Genomic DNA, 23,008 nt, shown 5'->3' on the forward strand with positions numbered 1-23,008 from the left:
CTATTGTTCCGGAGCATAAAACTCATTTTATTTGCACCGGAAACCTTCGGGATGTAGCGTAGCCCGGTATCGCGCCAGCATGGGGTGCTGGAGGTCGTCGGTTCAAATCCGGCCATCCCGACTAACCAAAAACGGTAGCCTGTAAAGCTAAAAACTAAAAAGCCAGCTTCAGAAATGAGGCTGGCTTTTTAGTTTTAATAATTGAATGTGAGAATTAGTGATTGACTTTTCTGTCTGATGCAAGTGTTAAGCCGCAGTTGTCACTTGCACCTGGCAAATTTCTAATTCACGAATTCAAGCATTCAAGCATAACCTTACCGGTCTCCATTCACTTGCTGCGCCACGTAAGAGATCAGCAGATCAGCGCGGCTTCCCGGCGGGCGATAATACACCAGCAGATCGTAGAAATTTTCAGTATCGGCAAAAGAGTTTTCGAAATAACGTTCGTCGAGCGTGCCATCGGGCATTTTTACGGCCAGCATAAAATTATAATAGCCTTGTTTCAGTAAAGCCCGGCCGGTATACGCTTTTTCGGTGGGGTGATACGTGAGTTTGAAATTTTCCTGCGCTTTCCATTCGCTCAGCTGGCCTAAAACATAAACCGGTCCCGGCGCTTCCGTTTCGGCTTTCACCTGAAAATTTACCCATGCATAATCGCCTTCCGTATCGCCGTTTCCGTATTCGCGGTTATCAATTATGAACTTGCCATTCACATCCGGATAACGGGCATAAACATCTTTTCCGCGGCTTTGCTGCACAGTTAAAAGAACTTCGGTCGGGTTTACTTCGCGGTTTATAGAAGCCAGGTTGAAACCGGTGTAACGCAAGCTCCGGGTATCAAAAACGCGGAATTCATTCAGGCCTAAAAAATTATTGCGCGCATCGTAGAACGTATATTCCAGGCGCTGCTGCGCGTCGTGCACGTAGGTTGGCCGGATATTGAATTTGGCATTATCCCAGCGCTGGTTCTGGCGCAGAACGATCTTCACTTCCTGCATCGGATTAACCAGTTCGTATTTGCCGTACATGATATTGATGTTGAGTTGCTGCATGGAATACCGCTCGCCCACGCCCGCCGAAAAAGTGGGGATCAGGCTGGCCGCCACCACGTTCTCGTATACCATAAAGCGGCGCGTCATCACGTAATTGCCCTGTTCATCCGAAACCACCAGCAGATAATTACCCGAAATTTTTACCCTTGGCACCCGAAAAGCATAATGAAAAAACGGCACTTTCGTGTTTCCGTTCGGGCGGATATCGGTTATGTAATACTCGTTATAATCGTTGGCATACTGAATTTCCGAAAGCGTAGACGGGGCCCAGTTATAATCGCAATGCACCAGTTTTACCCGAAAGCGTTTCTGCACCTCGCTCAACTCATCGAACTCTAAAATAACCGGCACACTTTGCGCAAAAGAGATCACGGGCGCAGTCAGTACATCTTCGGCTGTGTTGGTTCCGGCATAGAACTGCACCGTTCTGATGGCATCGGAATAAATATGATCGGAGTATTGCAGGGTGCGTTGAGCGTAGTATTCAGGGGTTTTGGCAACAGTCGTATTTTCACCGGTAATGGGTTCGCCGAGCGGTACACATCCCAGCAAACTCAAACTCAGCAAAGCAAAAATGGTATGGTTTCGGAAGGAAAAAGTCATGCAGAAGGTTTAAGTGGCAGCAGTTTTAACGCAGGGAAATTACTCAATATTTTAAAAAGTTCGGGCGTAAATAAAACTTATATCAAAAAGAAAGCCCCCGGCAAAAACCAGGGGCTATTCAAAAACCTGATAAATTATAAATCAGACACTAATACTAAATGCTTTCAATTTAACAATTAAACAATTAAACAATTAAACAATTTAACAATTCAAGCATTTAACCTCTCAACTGACCCTCCAGGTTTTCTACCTGTTCTGCTACTGTTTCCCATTCGCTGTTTTTAGCGTCCAGTTCTTTTTTCGTTTTCTCGAATTTCAGGGTAAAATCGGTAAGCGAACTCACGTTGCCATATACTTCCGGCTCGGCCAGTTTTGCTTCGTAAGCGGCCAGTTCCTGTTCCAGTTCCTGCACTTTCATTTCTACTTCCTGCAATTGTTTGCCGGCTTTTTTCAAGTCATTCTGCAGCTGCTGGAAATTGTTCGGGTTTACTTCGGTTTTGGGTTTTGCTTCCGTTTTTATTACCGTTTTTTCCGGCTTCGGGGCGTTCTTCTTCGCTTCTTTTTCTTTGCTTTCCTGGAACATTTCGAACTCGTGGTACGTGCCCGGATATTCTTTCAGCTGATAATCTTCAATGTACCAGATCTTGTTCGCCACGTTCTCTACAAAATACCTGTCGTGGGAAATTACCACGAACGTGCCTTCGTATTGGTCCAGCGCCTGGATCAGAATATTTACCGATTGCATATCCAGGTGGTTCGTAGGCTCATCGAGCAGCAAAAAGTTGGCTTCCGAGATCAAAGTCTTGGCCAAAGCCACCCGGCTTTTTTCACCGCCGGAAAGCACTTTTATTTTCTTAAAAACCTGGTCGCCGGTAAAAAGGAATGAACCCAGAATGGTGCGCAATTCCATCTCGTTGCGCTTGCTGCCGGCTTCGGTGAGTTCCTGCAAAATTTCGTTCTCTACCGTTAAGCTTTCCAGCTGGTGCTGTGCGTAAAACGCCATGATCACGTTGTGGCCGAGCTGGTGTTTGCCTTCTACCGGTTCGGTACCGGCTACAATCCGCATGAGCGTAGATTTACCTTTTCCGTTCGCCCCGATCAAGGCAATTTTATCGCCGCGCTCAATGTGCACGTTCGTATCGCGGAAAATGATTTTGTCGCCGTATTTTTTGCTCATGTGCTCCAGGCGCAGAATGTGCCGGCCCGGCTCCACGCTGAACTGGAACTTGAAATTCACTTTCGGCGCATCGGAAGCTACATCCTCGATCCTATCCATGCGTTCCAGCGCTTTCATGCGGCTTTGAGCCTGCTTGGCTTTGGTGGCTTTAGCCTTGAAACGCTCAATAAAGCGCTCCGTTTGCCGGATCGCGGCCTGCTGGTTTTCGAAAGCACCTTTCTGAATTTCGTTTCGCAGCTCTTTTTCCTCTAAATAAAACGAGTAATTACCGGCGTAAATGTTGAGTTTCTGCTGCGCCACTTCCACGGTCATGTTCGTGGTTTTATCCAGGAATTCCCGGTCGTGCGATACGATAATAACCGCGCCTTCGTAGCCTTCCAGGTAGTTTTCCAGCCATTTAATGGAAGGTAAGTCCAGGTGGTTGGTTGGTTCATCGAGCAAAAGTAATGAAGGTTTCTGCAAGAGAATTTTGGCCAGCATCACGCGCATGCGCCATCCCCCGGAAAACGTTTTGAGCGGACGCTGCAATTCTTCGGTAGTAAAACCAAGGCCTTCCAGAATTTCTTCGGCTTTGCTTTGCATGTTGTAACCGTCCAGGGCATCGAATTGATCCTGTAGTTTGGCCAGTTTTTCTACCAGCGCATCCTCGTAATTGGTATCCATCTGGTGCAGCACTTCGTCTATTTCCTTCTGGATCTGCAAAGCCTGCTCAAATGCCTGCATGGCCACGCTCAGAATGCTCTCGTGCGTGTCGTAGCTGAGTAGATCCTGGTTCAAGAAACCGATGGTGGTATCTTTACTCATCTGAATGCTGCCGGCATCGGGTTTGTATTCGCCCACCAGCACGCGCAGCAAGGTAGATTTTCCGGTACCGTTCAGCCCGATCAGGCCGATCTTATCTTTGGGTTTTATATGTAAACTGGCATCCTCGTAAAGCGTGCGGCTGCCAAAATGAAAGCTAAGGTTATTAATGGAAATCATAATTGCCCTGAAATGAAACCGCAAAGGTACGGATTTTCGTCCGGATTGCCCGAAGCCGCTAAAACGCCGCCCAAAACGCTATGCTTTAGCACTAAAAAACCTGAAAACCGTAAAACTGCTTTTAAAACCAACCGAAATAAAGGAAAGAATCCGGCCGAAGAGGTTAATCCTACCTTTCAGGCCGTGAAACAAAAAAATAATCTGCTATTTAAAGCGGCGTTGAATCTTTATTGCTAACTTAAAGTTTTAAACCTAAAAAGAATATGTTAGCTGTTGCTTCCCTCCTCGACCAGGAACATACCGATAAAGTAAACGAGATCGTTTTTCAACTCGATCATATTTTCGGGCTGAAAGGGGTACAGCTTACTCCATATCCACACCTTACCTGGCTTACCACCGATGTGGCCAAGATGTCGGACCTGAAAGATTATCTGCAGAAAATTTCGGTGCAAACCCAGCCCATAACGGCGCGCACCATGGGTATCGGCATTTTTCCCGGCGATAAACCAGTCATTTATATTCCCATTCTGCGTACCCGCGAGATCAATCGTTTTCACGCGCGGCTTTTCCAGGAGATCAGCGAATTCAGCGAGCAAACGGGCCATTTCTACGACCCCAACCTCTGGATGCCGCATTTAACCCTGGCTTTAGGCGATACCAGTTCCTGGAGCCTGGCCCCGGTGCTGCACTACCTGAACCAATTCCGCTTCGACTGGAACATGACGCTTGACAATCTCTGCATTATTAAAAAATCGGGTGATAAATTCCTGAAAGAAGAAGTGTATAATTTTAAGGAGTTTGTGGAAGGGTAATCTTAATCTTTGCCGGCAGCAGCTTACTTTTCAATGATAAGCTATTCCGGTTTAATTAAAAAAAATCGGAAGGAAAGCGGTTGTAAAATCTCTATCTTTGAGATCTGTTTAATCAAAAAAATCTTATCTCATGGAAAACCCAAACTTCCAGTTTGTACCGCAGGATATATTGCCGCAAATGGCGAATATGAAACCTTACACCATTTTGTTGCTGAAAAAAGGTCCGGAATTTTCTTCGTCTGAGGCGCAAAAAATTATTCAGGCAGAGCATTTGCCGCATTTATTCAAGTTACGCGCCGAAGGCAAAATGCTGCTTTCTATGCCGGTAATGGATAATACCGATGTGGCTGCCGTTGGCATTTACAATTCCCTGGATAAAGCAGCATTAGCGAAATTAACGGAAACTGATCCGGCTGTGCAGAAAGGCGTTTTCACCTACGAGCTGCTGAATTCCGTAGGCATGAAAGGCGATACTTTGGTTTAGTTTTTAAGCCCAAAACCATACCGTTTTTAAACAAAAAAGCGCTGCAGTAATGCGGCGCTTTTTTATTCCTCTTTTGCCAGGATTTGCAAGTGTTTTCTTTCATCAATGAACTTTAAAACTATACAGCAGAAGGCGATGAAGAGAAAAAATTCAGAATCTGAAAAACAAAAAGGCACCGCAGATTTGCAGTGCCTTTTTGTTTAAAAATACCAGATACTTGTTACCTGATACCCAAATTACATATCCAATACCATCGCAAAGATCAATGGCGCTACGATCGTAGCATCACTTTCGATCACGTATTTCGGCGTATCGATTCCTAATTTGCCCCAGGTAATTTTCTCGTTTGGTACCGCGCCGGAGTAAGAACCGTAGCTGGTAGTAGAATCGGAGATCTGGCAGAAGTAACCCCAAAGCGGCACGCCAGTACGTTGTAAGTCCTGGTGCAGCATCGGCACTACGCAGATCGGGAAATCGCCGGCAATACCGCCACCAATCTGGAAGAAACCGATCGTAGATTCTTCCTTAGCGGTCTTGGTGTACCAATCTGCCAACTCGATCATGTACTGGATACCGGTTCTCATGGTATGTACATTCTTGATGTCGCCGGAAATTACGTGGCCGGCATAAATGTTACCGAGAGTAGAATCTTCCCAACCCGGGCAAATGATCGGCAGGTTTTTCTTGGCTGCTTCCAGCATCCAGCTGTTCTTCGGATCGATCTGGTAATATTGCTCCAGTTCGCCGGAAAGCAGGATCTGGTAGAAAAATTCGTGCGGGAAATAAGATTTGCCTTCCAGATCAGCTTTTTCCCAGAATTTCAACACTGTATTTTCCAAACGACGCATAGCTTCCATTTCCGGAATACAGGTATCGGTTACGCGGTTCATGTGGCGCTCCAGAAGGTCCTGCTCATCCTGCGGCGTTAAGTCGCGGTAATGCGGAATGCGCTCGTAAAAATCGTGAGCCACCAGGTTAAAAATATCTTCTTCCAGGTTGGCGCCGGTACAGGTAATGGCATGCACTTTATCCTGACGGATCATTTCGGCTAAAATAATGCCCAACTCAGCGGTACTCATGGCACCGGCCAGCGTGATCATCATTTTGTTGCCATCAGCTAAATGTTTTTTATATCCTTCAGCAGCATCTACTAACGAAGCTGCATTGAAATGTTTGAAATGTTTCTTTAAGAAATTACTTACTTCCATGCTTAATAAATTTGAAAAATTTAAGATTTGGAGATTTGAAAACGGATCTGCCGGAGCAGGTTGATTTTCAAATTTCCCACTGTTATTTACTTCCGGCTTTCAACCGAATCTAATAGATAAAAGTTTTATTTCCGACTGTTTTATAAACGCCTGACCAAACACTTTTAAGGCCCAAAACCCTGGCGTTTTTCCAATCAGCAATTAACAATCAGCAATTTAACAATTAAACCGGCTTTTCAACCATCAGGTTATGGTTGGTGAAAACGCAGATGTCGGCGGCAATGTTCAAACTTTCGCGCACCATTTCTTCGGCCGTTAAATGCGGCGCGTGTTGCTTTAAAGCCGTAGCGGCGGCCAGCGCATAATTGCTTCCCGAGCCTATGGCTGCGATCTGGTTATCTGGCTCCAGAACATCGCCGGTGCCGGAAATGATGAGCAGTTCGGTTTTATCGGCTACCACCATCATGGCTTCCAGTTTGCTCAGGTAACGGTCGGTGCGCCAGTCTTTGGCAAGTTCTATGGCGGCGCGTTTCATATTCTGGCCGTAAGCGTTCAGTTTGGCTTCAAAACGCTCCAGTAAGGTAAAAGCATCGGCGGTAGAACCGGCAAAGCCCGTTACAATTTTGCCGTCGAGCAGTTTACGGATCTTTTTTACGTTGCTTTTGGCAATGGTATTTCCCATACTGGCCTGCCCGTCGGCGCCCACGGCCATTTCGCCGTTATGGTAAATACCCACCACCGTGGTAGATCTTATTTTTACTTTGGTCATTTCTTCTTCAAAAAACGGTATGGTTTTACCCGGAAAAAGTCGGAAAGAACATGTTACCGGGTTGCCCAAAGTTAGCTTAAAATCACGAATTAGCCGAATATATTTCAAATCGCCAACTTGGGCCGAGCCGGCAGTTCTTTCAACTTAAAACCCTACCCTTTTAAGTTCCGGAAATAAAAAAAGCCTTCCGGTTAAGAAAGGCTTTTTAAAGTGAGAGTAAGTATTATTTCCAATCGGGCATTTCACCTTCGTTAAAGAGTTTCCTGCGGTTATTGCCATCCAAATCCATGATCCAGATCTCTCTCGGGCTACCCACGGCATTGCTGGCCTGTTCAAAAATTACCTGCGCACCGTTAGGCGAAAACCTTGGGTTGGTATCGTTAAAGCCTGCCGGTTTTTGTAGCGAAAGATCAATGGTATCGGATTTATTGAGCCGCATCAGGAAAATGTGAGAATTCAATTGTCTGCCGTTGGCGGCATTAAAACCTTCCACATCGCGGGTAAAAAGTACGTTCTGCCCGTTAATAGAAAAACTCGGGCTTTCGATCCGGCCCGGCATGTTTCCTAAAAACTGGGTCATGCCCGTTCCGTTGTCGTTCATCAGGTAAAGCTCCGAGTCGAAAATTTCGGTTCCCATGGTTTGGGCAATGATCTTGTTGCCCTGGTCAGTCCAGTCGAGCTGCCGAAAGTGGCGGTTGGCCGGGGCGGTAGCCAGTAATTGATTGCCGGTGCCGTTGCGGTTTATTTTGTAGATCTTATCGTAATGCGCATAAATGAGCTGCGAGCCGTCCGGCGACCAGGCATAGCCCAAACCGTCGTTGTGGTAACCGGTAACGGGAAACGACACAGTAACCCGTCTTTTATTCGAGCCGTCGCGGTTCATGGTAAAAATATGCCATTGCCCGTATTCATTTGTGGTAAAGGCAATTTTATCGCGCAGCGGACTCAGCAATGGCTGGTTTTCCTGGTAAGCAGTATTGGTAAGGCGCACCTGGCTGATAGAATCGGCAGTAAAAACTTCGCGCGAGCCGCTCATTTCTTTTACGAAAAGGTATTTGAAGTTCGGCATATCAAGGGTCCGGAAACTCCAGATATCGCTTTTGGTTTCCAGGCTGAAAGGATCCTGCGCAGTTACCTGCCAGTAATAAACCGTATTGTATTTTAAGCCGTCGGCTACAGCGCTGGTATCTTTGCTGTTTTGCGCAATCAGGCGTTTAGCAGCCATCCCCGATTCAAAAAGCTCAACCGTATAAGTTAAACTATCTTCTTCGTCCGGATCGCTGCCCGACCAAACCAGTCGTACCGAAACCGGTTGCTTTTCGCTTTGGTTACCAGGCAAGGCAAGCATTGGTTTATTTGGCGCTTTATTGGTACCATCGCTTTTTTCAAGAATAATCCGAATGTCGGAGATCTTATCGCGGGCAACCAGAATATTTACCGACGTGGTGCGGTAACCCACTTTTTTAGCCGTAACGCTGTAATTACCCACGGTAACTTCATTTATCTGGAAACGCCCGGTATTATCGGTAGCAATGGCACTGGAAGCGGGATTGGAAGTAATGCTTACATTTTCCAGCACCGCATTGGTTTCTGCTTCTACTACTACCCCGGTTATGGTGCCGGAAACATGAGGCTCTACGGTATCTTCTTTACACGAATACCAGAAAAGCGGCAATGCAGCAAGCAGCAGCAGCCTTAGGGAAACAAAATTTTTATACATGATTCGGAAGTATAGGATTGAGTTTAGGGCGGTGGCAATTTGCCGGGTAAGCGTAAGCGGTACTCAAAAACGGTATGGTAAAACGCACTAAAACCCTGACATCAGGGTGCTGCAATTTTAATTCTTCTTGCCATGATACGCCACCGAATCCTGCGATACCACTTCGCCATTCCGGTAGATCATCAATTTAATAGTATAAGCATCTTCGGGATTTACGCTGATGCGGGTTTGAGCCAGCAGTTCTTTTTCGCCGGCTTCCACTTCAAAACTTCCTCCCTGCATATTGCGGCTGCTGCCCGATCTTCCTCTTTTAGTCGTATAGAGCTTATAGCTCAGTTGCTGCGAACCGGTGCCGGCATTTTGGTAATAGCTCATAATTTGCAGCATATTTTCCTGCTGGTCGAGCACAATTTTAGCCTGGCCGTCCGGGCTTTTTTCATAAGGGGTATTTATAAAGGCCAATAAACCGAAAGCAGGCAGTAAGAGCAGGATCTTAGAGAAGTTCATAGGCTTCATTTTTTATTTTTATCAGGCAAAATAAAATGCTGTTGCTTGGTCACTAAAAAGTAAAAGGCGAAACCGCTATTGCCTGTTTCACCCGAAATTTAAAATCCGTTGGTAATGGTAATATTCATTCCGGAGCCTTGCTGAATTACTTCATAGCCCTTATTCTGAGTTCCATTCTCGTATTGATTGATCTGGTTATTATTGCCCTGCTGCGTAAGCCGGTAATTCATGCCCTCGCCCTCCAGGTTCTGGTTTATGCTATTGTTGTTTCCAAACTGGTTTATGGCAGTTTCGTTATTCCGGCCATTCATCCGTCCCTCATAATCGTTGCCTTCACCCAGCTGGCTTACCTTCGCTTTATTATTTTCACCGGTTTGTTCCAGGCTGGCATTATTCAGGTTACCAGATTGCATGATCACGACCACGTTCGGATTGCGGCTGCTTCCGGCATTAACCTGCTTTCCATCAAAAGTATTGCTGTTGCCATCCTGCGCTACCAGCGCCACATTTCGGGCATTTGCCGGCACATTTTCCTGTACAGAATTATTCAGAATATAGCGTTCGCTGGCTAGTTGCTGGCTCGTGAGGAGTTCTTCCTCGTATTTACCAGATTGCGCCACGCACAAAACCGGTATAATTGCCAGAAAAGCAATTATCAGGGTTATAAATTTTCTCATCTTGGTTCGGCAGCTTAATACTTTGGTAAAGGGATACGAATAAAATTCAATTTAATCTTACATAAAAGCAATTATTGCCTCATAATTTCAGTCAACAACATTGTATTACCCGCCAATTCACTTAAAAAAGCGGTAAAAGTGAATAATGTTTTCAAAGGAGCCTCGCTCTGCTCTCAACTTTAAAACGGTATCTTTTCCCAGGGTAAAACTCATATTTCCACTTGAGAACTTTATTAAAAAATGGAAATGAGAACAGTTTAAAATATTGTGAAAACAAATTCCCGGAAAGCATTATATTCATAAGTTACAACTGCACTAGTCTGGCAAACAAATTTTCCTCCGGGTTCCGCTGATTTTAATGTAAAACCTGAGAAGTTATCTCACCAGTTTTCATTTTAATTGCGCAGGGTTTTAAGGAAGGATCAGACAAGATCATAAAAACCGCCTGCCTAAAAACGCTATGGTTTAAGAGCTAAAAAGTCTTCTTAAAATAAAAATGCCTACCAAAAAATTCAGATCCGGAAGCAGCTTTGAATAAAAAAACACCGGCAAACATATGTCTGCCGGTGTTCTGAAATTATTCCATTAAAAGGTAGTTAGTCTTTGTGGATTCTTAGTTAGTCTGGTGAACCATGCTTGAGTTGTCATCGCCAACCTGCAGTACATTGCTAGAGTGGTAAGAACCAGTCTGAATTACAGAAGAAGTGTTGTCGTCGCCGTACTGGCTTACGCTTGACCAGTGGTCATGACCAACCTGTAAAACCAGAGAGCGGTTATCGTCGCCATCCTGCTCAACACGGGAGCCATTGTCGTCACCCAACTGAACCACTAAAGATCCATTGCGCTTACCTTCCTGGTCTACTCTTGACCAGTTATCTTCGCCTAACTGAGCAACCAGAGAGGAGTTATCACGGCCATCCTGGTATACAGCAGAGCGGTTGTCTTCGCCAACCTGGGCTACAAGAGAGCGGTTATCACGACCTTCCTGTTCTACCCGCGATACGTTGTCTTCGCCGAGTTGTAAAACCAGGGAGCTGTTTCTGCTTCCGCGTTGCTCCACGTCAGATCTGTTATCTACCCCTAACTGAGCAACCAGCGATTCGTTACCACTGCCGTACTGATCTACATCTGAATCATTGCTGTGCCCCACCTGGAACACCAGCGATCCGTTGCCTGTACCGACCTGGTCTACGTGAGATTCGTTTTTGTTACCGATCTGAACAACCGTAGATTCGTTGTATCTGCCATACTGGTCTACAGTAGATTCATTATCATCTCCGGCCTGAATAACCCGGGAGTCATTTCTCCGGCCATCCTGATCTACTTTGGAGGTGTTATCATCCCCAAATTGTATTACATCGCTGTCATTGGACTGTGCGAAGGAAGTTGTTACTGCGAAGAACGCAGCGGCGGCAGCTAGCATTACTTTTTTCATAATAGTTTTGGTTTTTGGTTAGAAATAAAGATTTATATGGACTTATACTTTAAAGAAGCACCAAGGTTATAATTATTTTTATATTTTTTTATGGTTTTGGACAATTATTAACCTAAATTTTTATACGTAACCAATTTTCTATAGAATAATTACCATTTTTCTATTAATTTTTACAATATATTTGCACTGAAATAACAATGATTTATTTGTATTTTATTTATTATAAAATATTGTTTTTTCAATTATTAATACAAAATAAGCTATATAGTATAATTTTTCTTTTTTATTGTTTAAATTATATTTATTAATAATAATTCGCATCGTGTTTAACGACTATTTTCTCCTGAAATTCAAAAGAAAGGCGAGAGCTAATACTGATCCGCTTTTTACATTTTGAGACTGGAAATTCTGTATTCCAGGATAAAAAAAATGGCCTTCGGAAGAGGCCATGAAAACAGGTGGAGCAAGAAATGATCAGCGGGGCGCAGATTTATTTTTATTTACAAACAGCGGCCCCAGGTACCAGTTAATACCCACTTTACCGCTCCAGTAATAATCATTATACCTTCCCTGTTCAACTCCGTCCAGGTTATCGCTGAAAAGGAAATGATTCTGCACGGACAGGTTCAGGCCAAGCCGGTCTTTTACCAGAAATTCCAGCCCCACCCCGACATTTACCGAAGGAAACAATTCATAATCCGTAGCCGAAAGCAGATCTTCCTGCGTTGCGATCACGCCAAGGCCTCCTATTGCGTAAGGCGTATAGCGGTCTTTCGGGAAAAGCCGGTAAAGCAAACCGGCTTCCGCAAAGGATAGATCTGCATTAAAGGCATTGGTAGCAAAGAGTTTCCCCCGCCCTACCTTCATGTAATACCCCAGATAATTCCGCGAATTTAAAGTCAGCATGATATCGCCAATGGGCCTGATCTGGGAATTCGCAAAATCGCCGCTGTAATCTACCCCGCCGGCATTAAAGCCAATGCTCAATAAACTTCGCCGGTCCACCAGTAAACGGCCCAGCTCATCGGTAAACCGGTTTTCGTTTTTCTCGGCTAAATATTTATTAACTACAGATTTATTAATTTCGGCGCGGATACTGGTGGCATCTATTGTATCGCTTCCCAAAGATTTGGAGCGTTCGCCGGCTTTAAATTGCCACATTCCTTCAATTACGCCTTCAATAATCAGGCTTTGTACGGCTTTCTCAATCGCTTCTTTCACCGCCATTTCCGAGGGTTCGTTATAGGTAAAACCGGTTTCGGTTTCGAGCAGGCGCTTGAATTTCACGAACCGGAACAAACCCACATCTACCTGTTGCGAAAGCACGGTTTTAGAAGTATAAACCGTTTTTAAAACCCGTCCGTTGCTGGTAGAAATAGCCCGCAGGTAAATGGTAACCCGGTCTTCACGGTACTGCCCCGAAGCCCCGGCCCCGAAATACCGCAAACCGGCCCCGCCCGTCATCATGTTGGCATCGTAAGAAATAATCCCCCCTTCCAGCACAATGCCCGCAAAAAGCAAAGGCGGCAGCATGGGTTCCTTGCGCCCGGTCTGCTCGGCATATTCGGCCCGGCTGGAGCGAATAATTTTGCGTTCGTTCAGTAAATTACCCAGGTTTTCTCGTTCAATAACAGTAAACCAGCCAGACTCTTCGAGCGCCCGCAGCAAAACCGAAGTGGCTCCCTGCGTAACGGCAGTAGAAAAACTGGAGCCTGCAACAGAAGGTTTGTACTGCCCGGTCTGGTCGCGGAATTTGTAAACGGCGGCCACTATTTTTTCTTCCGGAGCCGGCAGGTCGGTTAATTCGTCGTGACCGGGAGCTTCTGCCCCAAGCCGGGCTTTGGAAGTTTTCAGGGGCTGGTGGAAATAAGGCGCACAGCCATAATTTAATCCGGCCAATACCACAAAAATAAACAGTTGTCGGAAGTAATTTCTACTGGAGTTTTTCATCGGGCAGTTTCGGAAGTTTATCGGATCGGGTTTAGATTAGAAGCTTGCTTTCAGAAAATACGCTAAGGCATTTTAGGAATAGAAATCGTGGTCTGGTTGCCGGTCAGAACATCCTGCACCACCACATTTACCCCATCCGAAGCCGAACTGATATCGATCTCATAGTCCCCGATCGTGAATTTACCTTCTTTCAAACCCGATTCCCCGAATTGCTGCGCGATAAGCCTCCTCGATAATTCATTGAGGATCTGCTGGTTGAGCCGCTCCTGGAAACTTTTCAGCGGATCGTTGTTTAAGAGTTCTTTAAACTGGTCGTTTTCGTCTTCGAGCTTATTCTGCGACGTAGCCGAACTCAGCATCCACTGGTAATTAAAGGTATTGCCGCCGAAGGAAGGGTTTTTGGGTTCGTACACAAAATCCTGGGCAGAAACCTTTTGGGCGAGTAAAATTAAACTGATCAGGCCGATCAGGATACAGGCGAGCTTTTTCATAATTTCTTTTTTTCGGAAGATTGATTAACATATAAACAAGCGTGGTTTTTACAGTTTTCGGGCCTGAAACCAAAGCGTTTTAAAATATCCCGGTTCCCATCTGGTCGTCGCTTTCTATCTGGTGTTTCAGGTTTTCGTAATTTAAAAGGTATCCATGGGTTGTTTCTACAGCTCTTAAAGCAGCTTCTTCCAGCATGTCGTAGCGCGGTTGCAGATTTTCTTCAATAATTTCCACATCGTTTACCGATACGATGATCTGAAAACCCCTTCCGCGTAAAGGCCGCTCCAGGATCCGGACCGTGTAATTGGTTACCTGCTCCGGTGCATCCCAGCTGCTGTAAAAAATATCGTAGAAATCGTGGCCGGTTTTAGTAATCGTTTCGTCTATCAGCAAGCCGTCTATTTCAAAGCTGAGCGTATTTTCCGCTTTTTGCTGTCTGTCTTTTAACACATCGGCGAAGATCTTCTGGAGGGCTGCCGGAGCCGGCTGCGCTGTTTTTTTATTATTCTTATTTGTTGGCTGCGCTTTCTTATTTCCGGACTTTTGGGGGGGGGCGCCTTTGGCAGATTTACCGGCCGGCTTTTGCTGCACCTTAGTTTTAGGGGGATTTTTACTACCGTTTTGCTGGCTGAATACCCGGAACGGCAACAGCATAACCAGTAAAAGGCATACAACGGTAGCTTTAAAAGGAAACATAATAAAAATCTGGAAGTTGAAGCGCGTAATTCTAGAGCAAGTCAGGAGTATACGAACGGGTAGTAATATTATGTTTCCAACAATTTATTTAACTTAACAGGTAAAACTAAGTTTAAGTGGTAGTTGGCAGGCACATTCCGGACGTTCACCTGCGCCGACAGGTTCTATACAAAAAATCCAGTTTTTTTATTTATTTGAAAGCAGATTGGTCCAGTTCGGAGTTAAGCTCTGGGTATAAAAAACAAAAAAGCCTTTCCGTGGCAGGAAAGGCTTTTTTATTATAAAACAATAGCGTTTTTTAAACGAGCATCCGGATCGGATCTTCGAGCAGGTTTTTGAAGGTTTGCAGGAAAGCTGAACCCACGGCGCCATCTACCACGCGGTGATCGCAGCTCAGGGTTATTTTCATCACGTTGCCAACTACAATCTGGCCGTTTCTTACCACCGGCTTTTGCGCGATCGCGCCCACAGCCATGATGCAGGCATCCGGCGGATTGATGATGGCGGTAAACTCCTCGATGCCAAACATACCCAGGTTGGAAATGGTAAAGGTATTGCCTTCCCAATCGCTTGGCTGCAGCTTTTTCGATTTGGCTTTACCACCCAGATCTTTCACTTCCGCGGCGATCTGGCTCATGGATTTAACGTCGGCGTTGCGCACAACCGGTACCAGTAAACCTTCTTCTACCGCTACGGCTACCCCAATGTTGATCTGCTTGTTTAAACGGATCTTATCGCCGAGCCACGAAGAATTTACGTATGGATGTTGCTTTAAAGCGGCAGCAGCAGCTTTAATTACCATATCGTTGAATGATATTTTAACCGGCGAAATCTCGTTCAGGCTGGTGCGCGCAGCTACTGCCTTATCCATGTCAATTTCCATGGTGAGGTAGAAATGCGGCGCAGAGAATTTGCTTTCGGCTAAACGCTTGGCAATGATCTTGCGCATCTGGCTTACCGGAATTTCCTGGCCCGGTTCGCCGGCCGGCGCAACTCCAGCAGGCGCTTGTGCCGGAGCTGCCTGTGGCGATTTGGCAGCCGATGGCTGGAAGTTTTCTACGTCGCGGAGCACAATGCGGCCATTATCGCCGGAACCTTTGATCTCGGTTAAGTTGTAGCCTTTATCTTTCGCTACTTTTTTAGCTAACGGCGAAGCTTTCACGCGGCCGCCTTCTTCAGTAGCGGCAGTTTGCGGTGCATTTCCGGTTGGAACGGAAGTTTGGGTTTCCTGCGTTTCAGCGCCTTTCTGGGCTTTGTTGTCGGTCTGTGCGTTTTCTACTTCGGCTTCAGATTTTACAGGTCTGGTTTCCGTTTTTTCTTCCGAAGCACTGGCATTACCGCCGTCTAATAATTGTTTATAATCAGCCCCGGCTTCACCAATAATAGCTAAAATGCTGTCGATTGGTGCAGCACTGCCGGCTTCAACGCCAATGTATAATAACGTACCGTCTTCGTAGCTTTCCAGGTCCATGGTGGCTTTGTCGGTTTGCACCTCGGCCAGCACATCGCCCGATTTCACTTTATCACCTACTTTCTTGTTCCAGCGCTCGATCACGCCTTCCGTCATGGTGTCGCTCATTTTCGGCATCCGGATCACGGTGGCATTTACGTTGGCAGCCGGTTTCTTTTCAGCAGCAGGCTTGCTTTCGGTTTTGTCTTCTTGTTTCGGTGCTTCTTCTTCAGCAGTATCGGCTTTGGGAGTCTCTTCTTTCGGGGTTTCGGTTTTAGGTGCTTCTTCAGCTTTTACTTCTGCTTTAGCATTGCCGCCTTCTTGCAGCAAACCGGAAATATCTTCCCCTTTTTTACCTACAATTGCCAGAATACCGTCTACGGCAACGGCCTCGCCTTCTTTGGGGCCAATGTATAACAGGGTGCCGTCTTCGTAATTTTCTAGTTCCATGGTGGCTTTGTCGGTTTGCACCTCTGCCAGAATATCGCCAGATTTTACGGTATCTCCCTCTTTTTTCAGCCAGGAAGAGATAACACCTTCAGTCATGGTGTCACTCATCTTAGGCATTCTTATTATTTCGGCCATAAGTTTTGTATCGCTTTTAAATTGCCCCAAAAATAGGCCGAAAATTAGTTTATTCAAACTTCCGGCCCGCTTTTGTTCAGGTTTAACTATTAGGTCCCGTTTAAAACAGTTTTTTGGATTAAAAGGATAGCGTTTTTTGATAAAGAAAAATCATTTCTTTGGTTTATCCTGATGCCGCTTCACAATGTTTAAATAATATTTTCCTACTTTTTCAGGAATAATTAAGATTTCCGGTTTGGAACCGGGTTTCTTTCCCAAACTAACTTCTAAATATTTGGCGTCAGCAGTTGAGGGTGTAATTTTCAAACAATGTTGATCAGTACCATTCAGGCAAATTTTAACTTCAGAAACCGGGTATTTAAAATTCAATTCCTGATAAGTTAAAGGAAAAATTTCAGCATAAAGACTATCATTCACATACAGCGAAAGCTTTTCACGCGCCTGTTTGCTGGCTTTCCGGTAAACAAAGATTTTTGCAGCTTTATTAATGTCGGCCTGCGGATTATAATCCTGAATTCTGACAGGCTTTCCAGTAATCATATTTATGGCAAAATCCACTTCTTCATGATTTGCAGTCAAAGCATGGGCAACCAGTCCGCCAGCCAGGCCACCAACTACGCTTCCTGCGGCAATGGCACTTTTATTAATGGTGGGCAAATAAGCTTTAAAGGTATAATAATCGTCTTTTTTGGTTAAAGGAAAATAACTTTCCATAAACAAAACATAAGCAGTTTCACCGTCTGAAAAGCCCCATAAACCATCCAGGTTGTTTCCTAATTTCAATAATTCCAGGGCTTCTTCCGCACTTAACTTAGGACCTTCTGTAGAACCGGGTGCATTGTTTATGAATTCACTAAAAGAATTATAAACTCCTTTTTTTAAGTTTTCTTCTTTTTAAATGGGAAGGTTAAATTGCGAAAGCTGGTAATAGCTGTTCACTCTCAGATGATCAGCACTTATAATTTCTGCTGTTCTAATCTTTTCCGGGATATTAACTGCAGCAAATTTCAGCAGGCATTCTTCCAGCGCCTTAACAATATTTTCTTCGTGGTGGTTGGTTACATCTACACCGGATGAAGTCTGAACATAGCTGCTGACTTCGGCCAGTTTAACGTAGCCTGAATCTTTTTTGGCGAGAAACTCTAATGCGATACTGGCAGTTGCATATTGCTTGGTAGTTTCGATTCTTTCCGAAATTATGAACTTATTCACTTTCAGAATTACCGGTAAAGGTTCTTGCTTTAAAACAGTATTATGGGTTAGAAAAGTATCGAAAGCCTCAAAGAAATTACTTTCAAAATCAGCCGGCATTTTCTTGCTCCTTATTCCGGCCTGAACCATACCAATACAGCTCTGATCAAACCGTAGATCAATAAACTCGTGAATTTTAAAATCCCTGATTGGCTGCTTTAACGAATAATCTTCTAAGCTGATCGCATAATATTGGGCGTTGGCCTTAAAGCTGAAAAGTATAACGAGCAACGTAATAACTCTGGTGCGCATATTCAATTTTTGCGCAAAGGTAGACTATAATCATTATTCCAACATAAAACCACCATGAATTGCCTAAAAAAAATCTACAGTTTTCAAAAACCTTGAGGGTTAAAATAGCCTCTCCCCGACTTTTTAAGCCCCAAACCCTACCGTTTTCAGGCTTCGTTTTCCTTTAAATGCTCCAGGTTCAGGTAATCGGCCACCCGGAAAAAGCTTCCGGTATAATGCAGCACGTACAGGCCCAGGTTTTTATGTTCAAAGGTATCCATGCAGCGGAGCGGATAATTCAGGATCTGGCACAGGAAAACCCGCATGGCGCGGCCGTGCATGCAAACGAGCACGTTTTTTTCTTCAGGCCGGGTTTTGAGCATTTCCAGCACCGGTAACTGGCACCGCGCAACATCTTCCGGACTTTCGCCGCCCGCAATAGGTACGTGGGTGTTGCCGGCCTGCCAGGTAGCGATCATGTTGTGGTAATACAGGTCTTCTTCCAGGGTAATTTTGGTGCCTTCGCGGCTGCCCCAGTTTATTTCGTTCAAACCTTCATAAGCTTCGTGCGGAATTCCATCCTGAATAAAACCGGAAACCGATTGCTGCGCGCGTTGCAAAACGGAGGTATACACTTTATCGAAAGGAAGATGGCGGTAATGGTTATAAAATTGTTCGGCCTGCCAGTGCCCGGTGGCGTTTAGTGGCGCATCTACCCCGCTGCCCTGCACAATATTCTGCAGGTTGTAGTCGGTCTGGCCGTGGCGGATGAGGTAAACTTTTTTCACAGGCAATTTTCTTCTACTTTTGTCTTGAATTACAATATTACGGTTTTTACGGCCCTACCCATGGAAAAAGCAGCAAATACCCTGGAAAAAATTAACGCCTGGCGCAAAAATACCATGGTAGAACACTTGGGCATTGAGCTTACCGAAGTGGGCGAAGGTTATTTGTGCGGCAAAATGCCCGTAGATCACCGCACGCACCAACCCATGGGTCTGCTGCACGGCGGCGCTTCCGTAGCGCTGGCCGAAACGCTGGGCAGTATTGGTGCGCAACTTCAGGTAGACCAAAGCAAATACGCCTGCGTAGGTCTGGAAATTAATGCGAACCATATTAAAGGCGTGCGTTCCGGGTTTGTTTACGGCAAAGCTACCGCGCAACATTTAGGCAGAACGACCCAGGTTTGGGAAATCCGCATTACCAACGAAGCCGAGGAACTGGTTTGCCTGAGCCGCATTACCATGGCCGTAATCGAGAAAAAATAAATACTGTGCCCAAGCTTTTAATCGAATCTTTTTATACGGAATTTTCTGTTTCAGAAATTATTGCGGCGCTGTTCAAAACGGCCGTTTCGAAACAGTTTTCATTTTCCGCCTGGCGCTTGCCCTTACAAGACACCCTGCAGCTCAGCGTTACTTTTGAAAAGGAAATTATCCCGGAAAATTTCCCTCTTGAAAACGCGCCGGCCGGTTTTATCATGCATCCGTTTTCAGTTTCCGGAAAGAATTTAGCTTATTTTTTAAAAGCAGACCTTTTATTTGAAGCCGATCTGAAGGCCGAGGAAATTTCCGGAGATAACCTGACGGATTCTAAATTTGCTGAAGAATTTTTGTCGACATTAAAGACTGAATTACTAACGCCGGAAACAGATTCCAATTGGCACGTTGCTGATTCGGATATCCAGGCAACTTCCCGTTCTGATTTCGAAGCTCTGGTCGAAAACGCTATCCTTTTCATTAAAAAAAGTGAGGCCGAAAAAATTGTTCCTTCGCGCACGGCGCAGCAGCCCTTACCGCCGCATTTTTCGCCGGTAGCCGGTTTTATTAATCTTACGCAGCAGTATCCGCTGGCTTTTGTTTCACTGGTTTCGGCTTCGAAAATCGGCACCTGGCTGGGCGCTTCGCCGGAAATTCTGGTGCAGAAAGACCGCCATAATATTTTTAAAACCATGGCCCTGGCCGGCACGCAAAAACTGGTGTCGGGGCAAAACGCGGCCGATGCGATCTGGCGGCAAAAGGAAATTGAAGAGCAAAGCATGGTGGTGCGTTACATCATCAGTTGCTTTAAAAAGATCCGCCTGCGCGAATACGTAGAAACCGGCCCCAGAACGGCGGTTGCCGGCAACCTGCTGCACCTGCGCTCCGACTTCTGCGTGAACCTGAACGAACAACCCGATTTCCCGACGCTGACTTCCGACATGCTGCATTTGCTCCACCCCACTTCGGCGGTTTGCGGGCAACCAAAAGCGGCGGCTTTAGATTTTTTACACGAACACGAAAACTACGACCGGAAATACTACAGCGGTTATCTGGGTCCGGTAAATGTGAACGCCGAAACAGCCATTTTCGTAAACCTGCGCTGCCTGGAACTGCAAAAGAACGAAGCCATTTTATATGCCGGTGCCGGCGTAACGCAAGATTCCGATCCGCAGAAAGAATGGCTGGAAACTGAATTGAAAATGCAAACTGTAGCCAAAGCGCTGCAAATTTTACCCCTGCCCGATGATACTGCAACCGGTTACTGATATTGCCGAAATCTGCGCCCGCCTGGGTTTGAAAAACGTAGTGCTTTCGCCGGGTTCGCGTTGCGCGCCGCTTACCATAGCCTTTGCCCGCCACCCTGAAATGCTGGTAAAAACCGTTTCCGACGAACGCGCCGCCGCTTTTACTGGTCTGGGAATGGCGCAGATCTCGAATAAAGCTACCGTGTTGGTTTGCACTTCCGGCACGGCGGCTTACAATTACGCCCCGGCCATAGCCGAAGCTTTTTACCAGCAAATTCCGCTGTTGATTTTAACTGCCGACCGTCCGAATGAATGGGTGGACCAGCAGGACGGCCAGACGATACGGCAAACGAATATTTACCAGAACCACATCAAGCAAAGCTTTACTTTTCCGGCCGACTTTACGCACCCCGATGCCGTCTGGCACGCGCACCGGCTGGTTTCGGAAGCCATTAACCTGGCGCATACCTTTCCATTCGGGCCGGTGCACATCAATATTCCCTTGCGCGAACCTTTTTACCCGAATCCGGACGAAGTTTTTAGCTACACCAAGAACCTGAAAATCATCCGGGAAACGGAACCTGCCTTGGAACTTTCAGATAAACAATCGGAGGTTTTGAAAGCGGAACTGCAGCAGTTTAATAAGATCCTGATCGTGGCTGGGCAGCAAATGCCGGATGAGGAATTACAGGAAGCAGTTACGAGTTTTTGTGCCGGAAACCATAGCGTTTTGGTAAGCGATGTGATCTCGAATTTCAACGCTGAAAACACTATTAAGCACCAGGATGTTTTCCTGAACGCCAAAAACCCTGCCGCGCAAAACCTGCACCCGGACCTATTGATCACATTCGGCAAATCGGTTATTTCTAAAAACCTGAAATTATTTCTACGGAAGTCGCCGAACTTGCAGCACTGGCATATTCAGCCCGCCGGACAAGTGGCCGATACGTTTCAGGCGCTAACCAAAATTATCCGCTGCGAACCTGTAAGTTTTTTCCGGAAAATCGCTACCGTTTCAGGCATAAAAACTACTCCGGAATTTGCCAAAAACTGGCAGCAACAGGACGCGCGCGCGGCAAACCATTTAACCAATTTCTTTCAGAATAAACCTTTTAACGAATTTTCGGCTTACTGGCTGGCCCTCCAACATTTGCCGGAAAACAGCATTTTGCACGTAGCCAACAGCATGGCGGTGCGTTACGCTAATTTAATTGGATTACCGTCAGGAAAGAAGATTCTGGTAACGGCTAACCGCGGCACCAGCGGGATAGATGGCTGCACCAGCACAACGGTGGGAAATGCCTGGGAAAGCAGAAAATTAACGACCATTTTCACCGGCGACCTGGCTTTCTTCTACGACCGTAACGGCTTATGGCACAATTACCTGCCAGCCAATTTACGCATCATCGTTTTCAATAACCAGGGGGGCGGCATTTTCCGCTTAATCGACGGCCCGAGCAATCAACCGGAGTTAGACGAATACTTCGAAACGCGGCAAGTGCTGCAGGCTGAAAATACGGCCCGGGATTTCGGGATGAAGTATTTTAAGTCTGCAACCGAAGCGGAATTGGTAAAGATCCTTCCGGAGTTTTATGAGCAAAACGGCGCTGCAATTCTGGAAATAATGACCGAGAATTTAGCCAACGCCACCGTTTTCAAGGAATTTAAAAACAGTTTCGAAACGAACTAAGCGTAATCCGGAAGCATAAAACGCGATTTTCCCCAACCCTTATTTACATTTCCTGAATAGCAAGCTTCCCGGTTTTAACATCCATGGAGCTTGCTGTTTTTATTTAAAAGCATTTCCCTTCGCCGGTTCAAAAACCCTTTTTACTAAAAAAACACTTTTATTCCGGAAGTTTTTCTGCATAACCCGTACATAATAATCAGTGAATCATGGTGTTAAACTTAAATTTTATTGGTTATGCATGTTACCGACGATATCAACCACATGACCCGGAATATTGACCGGTGGGCGGTTAAACATCACCCATACGTGCTCGAATATTTACGCATTGCGCTTGGGATTTTTATTTTTATTAAAGGCGTTATGTTCATATCAGATTACCGCAGCCTGCAGCACATGATCGAGATCAGCCACTTCCAGGGTTATGCTATGGGAATTGCGCACCTGGTTGCTTTCGCTCATTTGGCCGGCGGACCGATGATCGCCCTGGGTTTGAAAACGCGTTTTGCCTGTCTGCTTCAAATTCCGATCCTGATCGGGGCTGTACTGTTTACCAGCTTTGGCAAAGGCATTTACGCCGAAAATTATTACCTGGTAGAAGCTTCCATTACCCTTATGCTACTGATCTTTTACGCTTTTTACGGCTCCGGTTATATATCTTTAGACCGTAAACTCCGCGACAATACCAAAGACATTTTATATTGAGCGCAAAAGGTGCTCTTCCCCGATAGCCCG

The 23,008-nt window shown here is 45.7% G+C and carries 21 protein-coding genes and 1 tRNA gene; 7 read left to right on the forward strand and 15 right to left on the reverse strand.

Features of this window, described 5'->3' with window-relative positions; translation table 11 throughout:
• The first annotated feature begins 47 nt into the window (after window positions 1–47).
• A tRNA-Pro gene (locus I5M27_RS17150) sits at window positions 48–121 on the forward strand.
• 193 nt (window positions 122–314) lie between these two features.
• Here the strand turns inward: I5M27_RS17150 and I5M27_RS17155 are convergent.
• Together I5M27_RS17155 and abc-f are read right to left on the reverse strand one after the other, a co-directional pair.
• Entirely contained in the window at window positions 315–1,655 is a 1,341-nt protein-coding gene (locus I5M27_RS17155) for a type IX secretion system plug protein (protein WP_200507615.1), read from the reverse strand.
• A gap of 217 nt (window positions 1,656–1,872) precedes the next feature.
• Window positions 1,873–3,813, reverse strand: coding sequence for a ribosomal protection-like ABC-F family protein (gene abc-f / locus I5M27_RS17160; RefSeq protein WP_200507617.1), 1,941 nt, complete (start codon window positions 3,811–3,813; stop codon window positions 1,873–1,875).
• Window positions 3,814–4,076: 263 nt separating this feature from the next.
• Here abc-f and I5M27_RS17165 point away from each other — a divergent pair, with 263 nt between their 5' ends.
• Together I5M27_RS17165 and I5M27_RS17170 are read left to right on the forward strand one after the other, a co-directional pair.
• Window positions 4,077–4,625, forward strand: coding sequence for a 2'-5' RNA ligase family protein (locus tag I5M27_RS17165; protein ID WP_200507619.1), 549 nt, complete (start codon window positions 4,077–4,079; stop codon window positions 4,623–4,625).
• Window positions 4,626–4,755: 130 nt separating this feature from the next.
• Window positions 4,756–5,109, forward strand: coding sequence for a YciI family protein (locus tag I5M27_RS17170; RefSeq protein WP_200507621.1), 354 nt, complete (start codon window positions 4,756–4,758; stop codon window positions 5,107–5,109).
• Window positions 5,110–5,345: 236 nt separating this feature from the next.
• On the opposite strand, the gene I5M27_RS17175 is transcribed toward I5M27_RS17170, so the two are convergent.
• The 13 genes from I5M27_RS17175 to I5M27_RS17235 all read right to left on the reverse strand — a co-directional run bounded on the left by I5M27_RS17175 (window position 5,346) and on the right by I5M27_RS17235 (window position 18,868).
• On the reverse strand, window positions 5,346–6,317 hold the full coding sequence (locus tag I5M27_RS17175) for a deoxyhypusine synthase family protein (RefSeq protein WP_200507622.1): 972 nt from the start codon (window positions 6,315–6,317) through the stop codon (window positions 5,346–5,348).
• A 223-nt stretch (window positions 6,318–6,540) separates the two neighbouring features.
• Window positions 6,541–7,086 carry an ATP-dependent protease subunit HslV gene (hslV, locus tag I5M27_RS17180; protein ID WP_200507623.1) on the reverse strand — a complete coding sequence of 182 codons (546 nt, stop codon included), beginning with the start codon at window positions 7,084–7,086 and terminating at the stop codon, window positions 6,541–6,543.
• 223 nt (window positions 7,087–7,309) lie between these two features.
• Entirely contained in the window at window positions 7,310–8,806 is a 1,497-nt protein-coding gene (locus I5M27_RS17185) for a carboxypeptidase regulatory-like domain-containing protein (protein ID WP_200507624.1), read from the reverse strand.
• 117 nt (window positions 8,807–8,923) lie between these two features.
• A complete protein-coding gene (csgH, locus tag I5M27_RS17190) occupies window positions 8,924–9,322 on the reverse strand; it encodes a curli-like amyloid fiber formation chaperone CsgH (protein WP_200507625.1) in 399 nt (132 codons plus the stop codon).
• An 89-nt stretch (window positions 9,323–9,411) separates the two neighbouring features.
• Window positions 9,412–9,990 (reverse strand): hypothetical protein, encoded by a 579-nt coding sequence (locus I5M27_RS17195; protein WP_200507626.1) that lies wholly within the window; start codon window positions 9,988–9,990, stop codon window positions 9,412–9,414.
• A 613-nt stretch (window positions 9,991–10,603) separates the two neighbouring features.
• Window positions 10,604–11,425, reverse strand: a complete 822-nt coding sequence (locus I5M27_RS17200; protein ID WP_200507627.1) for a hypothetical protein — start codon at window positions 11,423–11,425, stop codon at window positions 10,604–10,606.
• A gap of 474 nt (window positions 11,426–11,899) precedes the next feature.
• Window positions 11,900–13,375, reverse strand: coding sequence for a CsgG/HfaB family protein (locus tag I5M27_RS17205; RefSeq protein ID WP_200507628.1), 1,476 nt, complete (start codon window positions 13,373–13,375; stop codon window positions 11,900–11,902).
• A 62-nt stretch (window positions 13,376–13,437) separates the two neighbouring features.
• Window positions 13,438–13,866: a curli production assembly/transport component CsgF gene (locus tag I5M27_RS17210; protein WP_200507629.1), complete on the reverse strand. Its 429-nt coding sequence runs from the start codon at window positions 13,864–13,866 to the stop codon at window positions 13,438–13,440.
• 79 nt (window positions 13,867–13,945) lie between these two features.
• Complete coding sequence (locus I5M27_RS17215) at window positions 13,946–14,563, reverse strand: CsgE family curli-type amyloid fiber assembly protein (protein WP_200507630.1); 618 nt, start codon at window positions 14,561–14,563, stop codon at window positions 13,946–13,948.
• 298 nt (window positions 14,564–14,861) lie between these two features.
• Window positions 14,862–16,598, reverse strand: coding sequence for a pyruvate dehydrogenase complex dihydrolipoamide acetyltransferase (locus I5M27_RS17220; RefSeq protein ID WP_200507631.1), 1,737 nt, complete (start codon window positions 16,596–16,598; stop codon window positions 14,862–14,864).
• Window positions 16,599–16,748: 150 nt separating this feature from the next.
• Window positions 16,749–17,312, reverse strand: coding sequence for a hypothetical protein (locus I5M27_RS17225; protein WP_200507632.1), 564 nt, complete (start codon window positions 17,310–17,312; stop codon window positions 16,749–16,751).
• 180 nt (window positions 17,313–17,492) lie between these two features.
• Window positions 17,493–18,101, reverse strand: coding sequence for a hypothetical protein (locus I5M27_RS17230; RefSeq protein WP_200507633.1), 609 nt, complete (start codon window positions 18,099–18,101; stop codon window positions 17,493–17,495).
• Window positions 18,102–18,247: 146 nt separating this feature from the next.
• Window positions 18,248–18,868, reverse strand: coding sequence for a histidine phosphatase family protein (locus tag I5M27_RS17235; protein WP_317193619.1), 621 nt, complete (start codon window positions 18,866–18,868; stop codon window positions 18,248–18,250).
• Between the two features lie 60 nt (window positions 18,869–18,928).
• On the opposite strand from I5M27_RS17235, the gene I5M27_RS17240 reads away from it, so the two are divergent.
• From I5M27_RS17240 to I5M27_RS17255, 4 genes are all read left to right on the forward strand, one after another.
• A complete protein-coding gene (locus I5M27_RS17240) occupies window positions 18,929–19,348 on the forward strand; it encodes a hotdog fold thioesterase (protein WP_200507637.1) in 420 nt (139 codons plus the stop codon).
• Between the two features lie 5 nt (window positions 19,349–19,353).
• A complete protein-coding gene (locus I5M27_RS17245) occupies window positions 19,354–20,607 on the forward strand; it encodes a chorismate-binding protein (protein ID WP_317193620.1) in 1,254 nt (417 codons plus the stop codon).
• On the forward strand, window positions 20,585–22,276 hold the full coding sequence (menD, locus tag I5M27_RS17250; protein WP_200507638.1) for a 2-succinyl-5-enolpyruvyl-6-hydroxy-3-cyclohexene-1-carboxylic-acid synthase: 1,692 nt from the start codon (window positions 20,585–20,587) through the stop codon (window positions 22,274–22,276). Before I5M27_RS17245 ends, menD begins: the two co-directional genes overlap by 23 nt.
• A gap of 234 nt (window positions 22,277–22,510) precedes the next feature.
• Complete coding sequence (locus I5M27_RS17255) at window positions 22,511–22,978, forward strand: DoxX family protein (RefSeq protein ID WP_234462580.1); 468 nt, start codon at window positions 22,511–22,513, stop codon at window positions 22,976–22,978.
• Window positions 22,979–23,008 lie beyond the last annotated feature (30 nt).

This window comes from Adhaeribacter terrigena (assembly GCF_016623615.1).
Taxonomy (GTDB): domain Bacteria; phylum Bacteroidota; class Bacteroidia; order Cytophagales; family Hymenobacteraceae; genus Adhaeribacter_A; species Adhaeribacter_A terrigena.

Bases quoted from the DNA above. Each gene is read 5' to 3' on its own strand.
- csgH (WP_200507625.1), bottom strand. From the start codon at position 9,322: ATGAAGCCTATGAACTTCTCTAAGATCCTGCTCTTACTGCCTGCTTTC.
- abc-f (WP_200507617.1), bottom strand. From the start codon at position 3,813: ATGATTTCCATTAATAACCTTAGCTTTCATTTTGGCAGCCGCACGCTT.
- I5M27_RS17165 (WP_200507619.1), top strand. From the start codon at position 4,077: ATGTTAGCTGTTGCTTCCCTCCTCGACCAGGAACATACCGATAAAGTA.
- I5M27_RS17215 (WP_200507630.1), bottom strand. From the start codon at position 14,563: ATGTTTCCTTTTAAAGCTACCGTTGTATGCCTTTTACTGGTTATGCTG.
- hslV (WP_200507623.1), bottom strand. From the start codon at position 7,086: ATGACCAAAGTAAAAATAAGATCTACCACGGTGGTGGGTATTTACCAT.
- I5M27_RS17240 (WP_200507637.1), top strand. From the start codon at position 18,929: ATGGAAAAAGCAGCAAATACCCTGGAAAAAATTAACGCCTGGCGCAAA.
- menD (WP_200507638.1), top strand. From the start codon at position 20,585: ATGATACTGCAACCGGTTACTGATATTGCCGAAATCTGCGCCCGCCTG.
- I5M27_RS17195 (WP_200507626.1), bottom strand. From the start codon at position 9,990: ATGAGAAAATTTATAACCCTGATAATTGCTTTTCTGGCAATTATACCG.
- I5M27_RS17200 (WP_200507627.1), bottom strand. From the start codon at position 11,425: ATGAAAAAAGTAATGCTAGCTGCCGCCGCTGCGTTCTTCGCAGTAACA.
- I5M27_RS17175 (WP_200507622.1), bottom strand. From the start codon at position 6,317: ATGGAAGTAAGTAATTTCTTAAAGAAACATTTCAAACATTTCAATGCA.
- I5M27_RS17185 (WP_200507624.1), bottom strand. From the start codon at position 8,806: ATGTATAAAAATTTTGTTTCCCTAAGGCTGCTGCTGCTTGCTGCATTG.
- I5M27_RS17225 (WP_200507632.1), bottom strand. From the start codon at position 17,312: ATGGAAAGTTATTTTCCTTTAACCAAAAAAGACGATTATTATACCTTT.
- I5M27_RS17255 (WP_234462580.1), top strand. From the start codon at position 22,511: ATGCATGTTACCGACGATATCAACCACATGACCCGGAATATTGACCGG.
- I5M27_RS17210 (WP_200507629.1), bottom strand. From the start codon at position 13,866: ATGAAAAAGCTCGCCTGTATCCTGATCGGCCTGATCAGTTTAATTTTA.
- I5M27_RS17205 (WP_200507628.1), bottom strand. From the start codon at position 13,375: ATGAAAAACTCCAGTAGAAATTACTTCCGACAACTGTTTATTTTTGTG.
- I5M27_RS17155 (WP_200507615.1), bottom strand. From the start codon at position 1,655: ATGACTTTTTCCTTCCGAAACCATACCATTTTTGCTTTGCTGAGTTTG.
- I5M27_RS17230 (WP_200507633.1), bottom strand. From the start codon at position 18,101: ATGCGCACCAGAGTTATTACGTTGCTCGTTATACTTTTCAGCTTTAAG.
- I5M27_RS17220 (WP_200507631.1), bottom strand. From the start codon at position 16,598: ATGGCCGAAATAATAAGAATGCCTAAGATGAGTGACACCATGACTGAA.
- I5M27_RS17170 (WP_200507621.1), top strand. From the start codon at position 4,756: ATGGAAAACCCAAACTTCCAGTTTGTACCGCAGGATATATTGCCGCAA.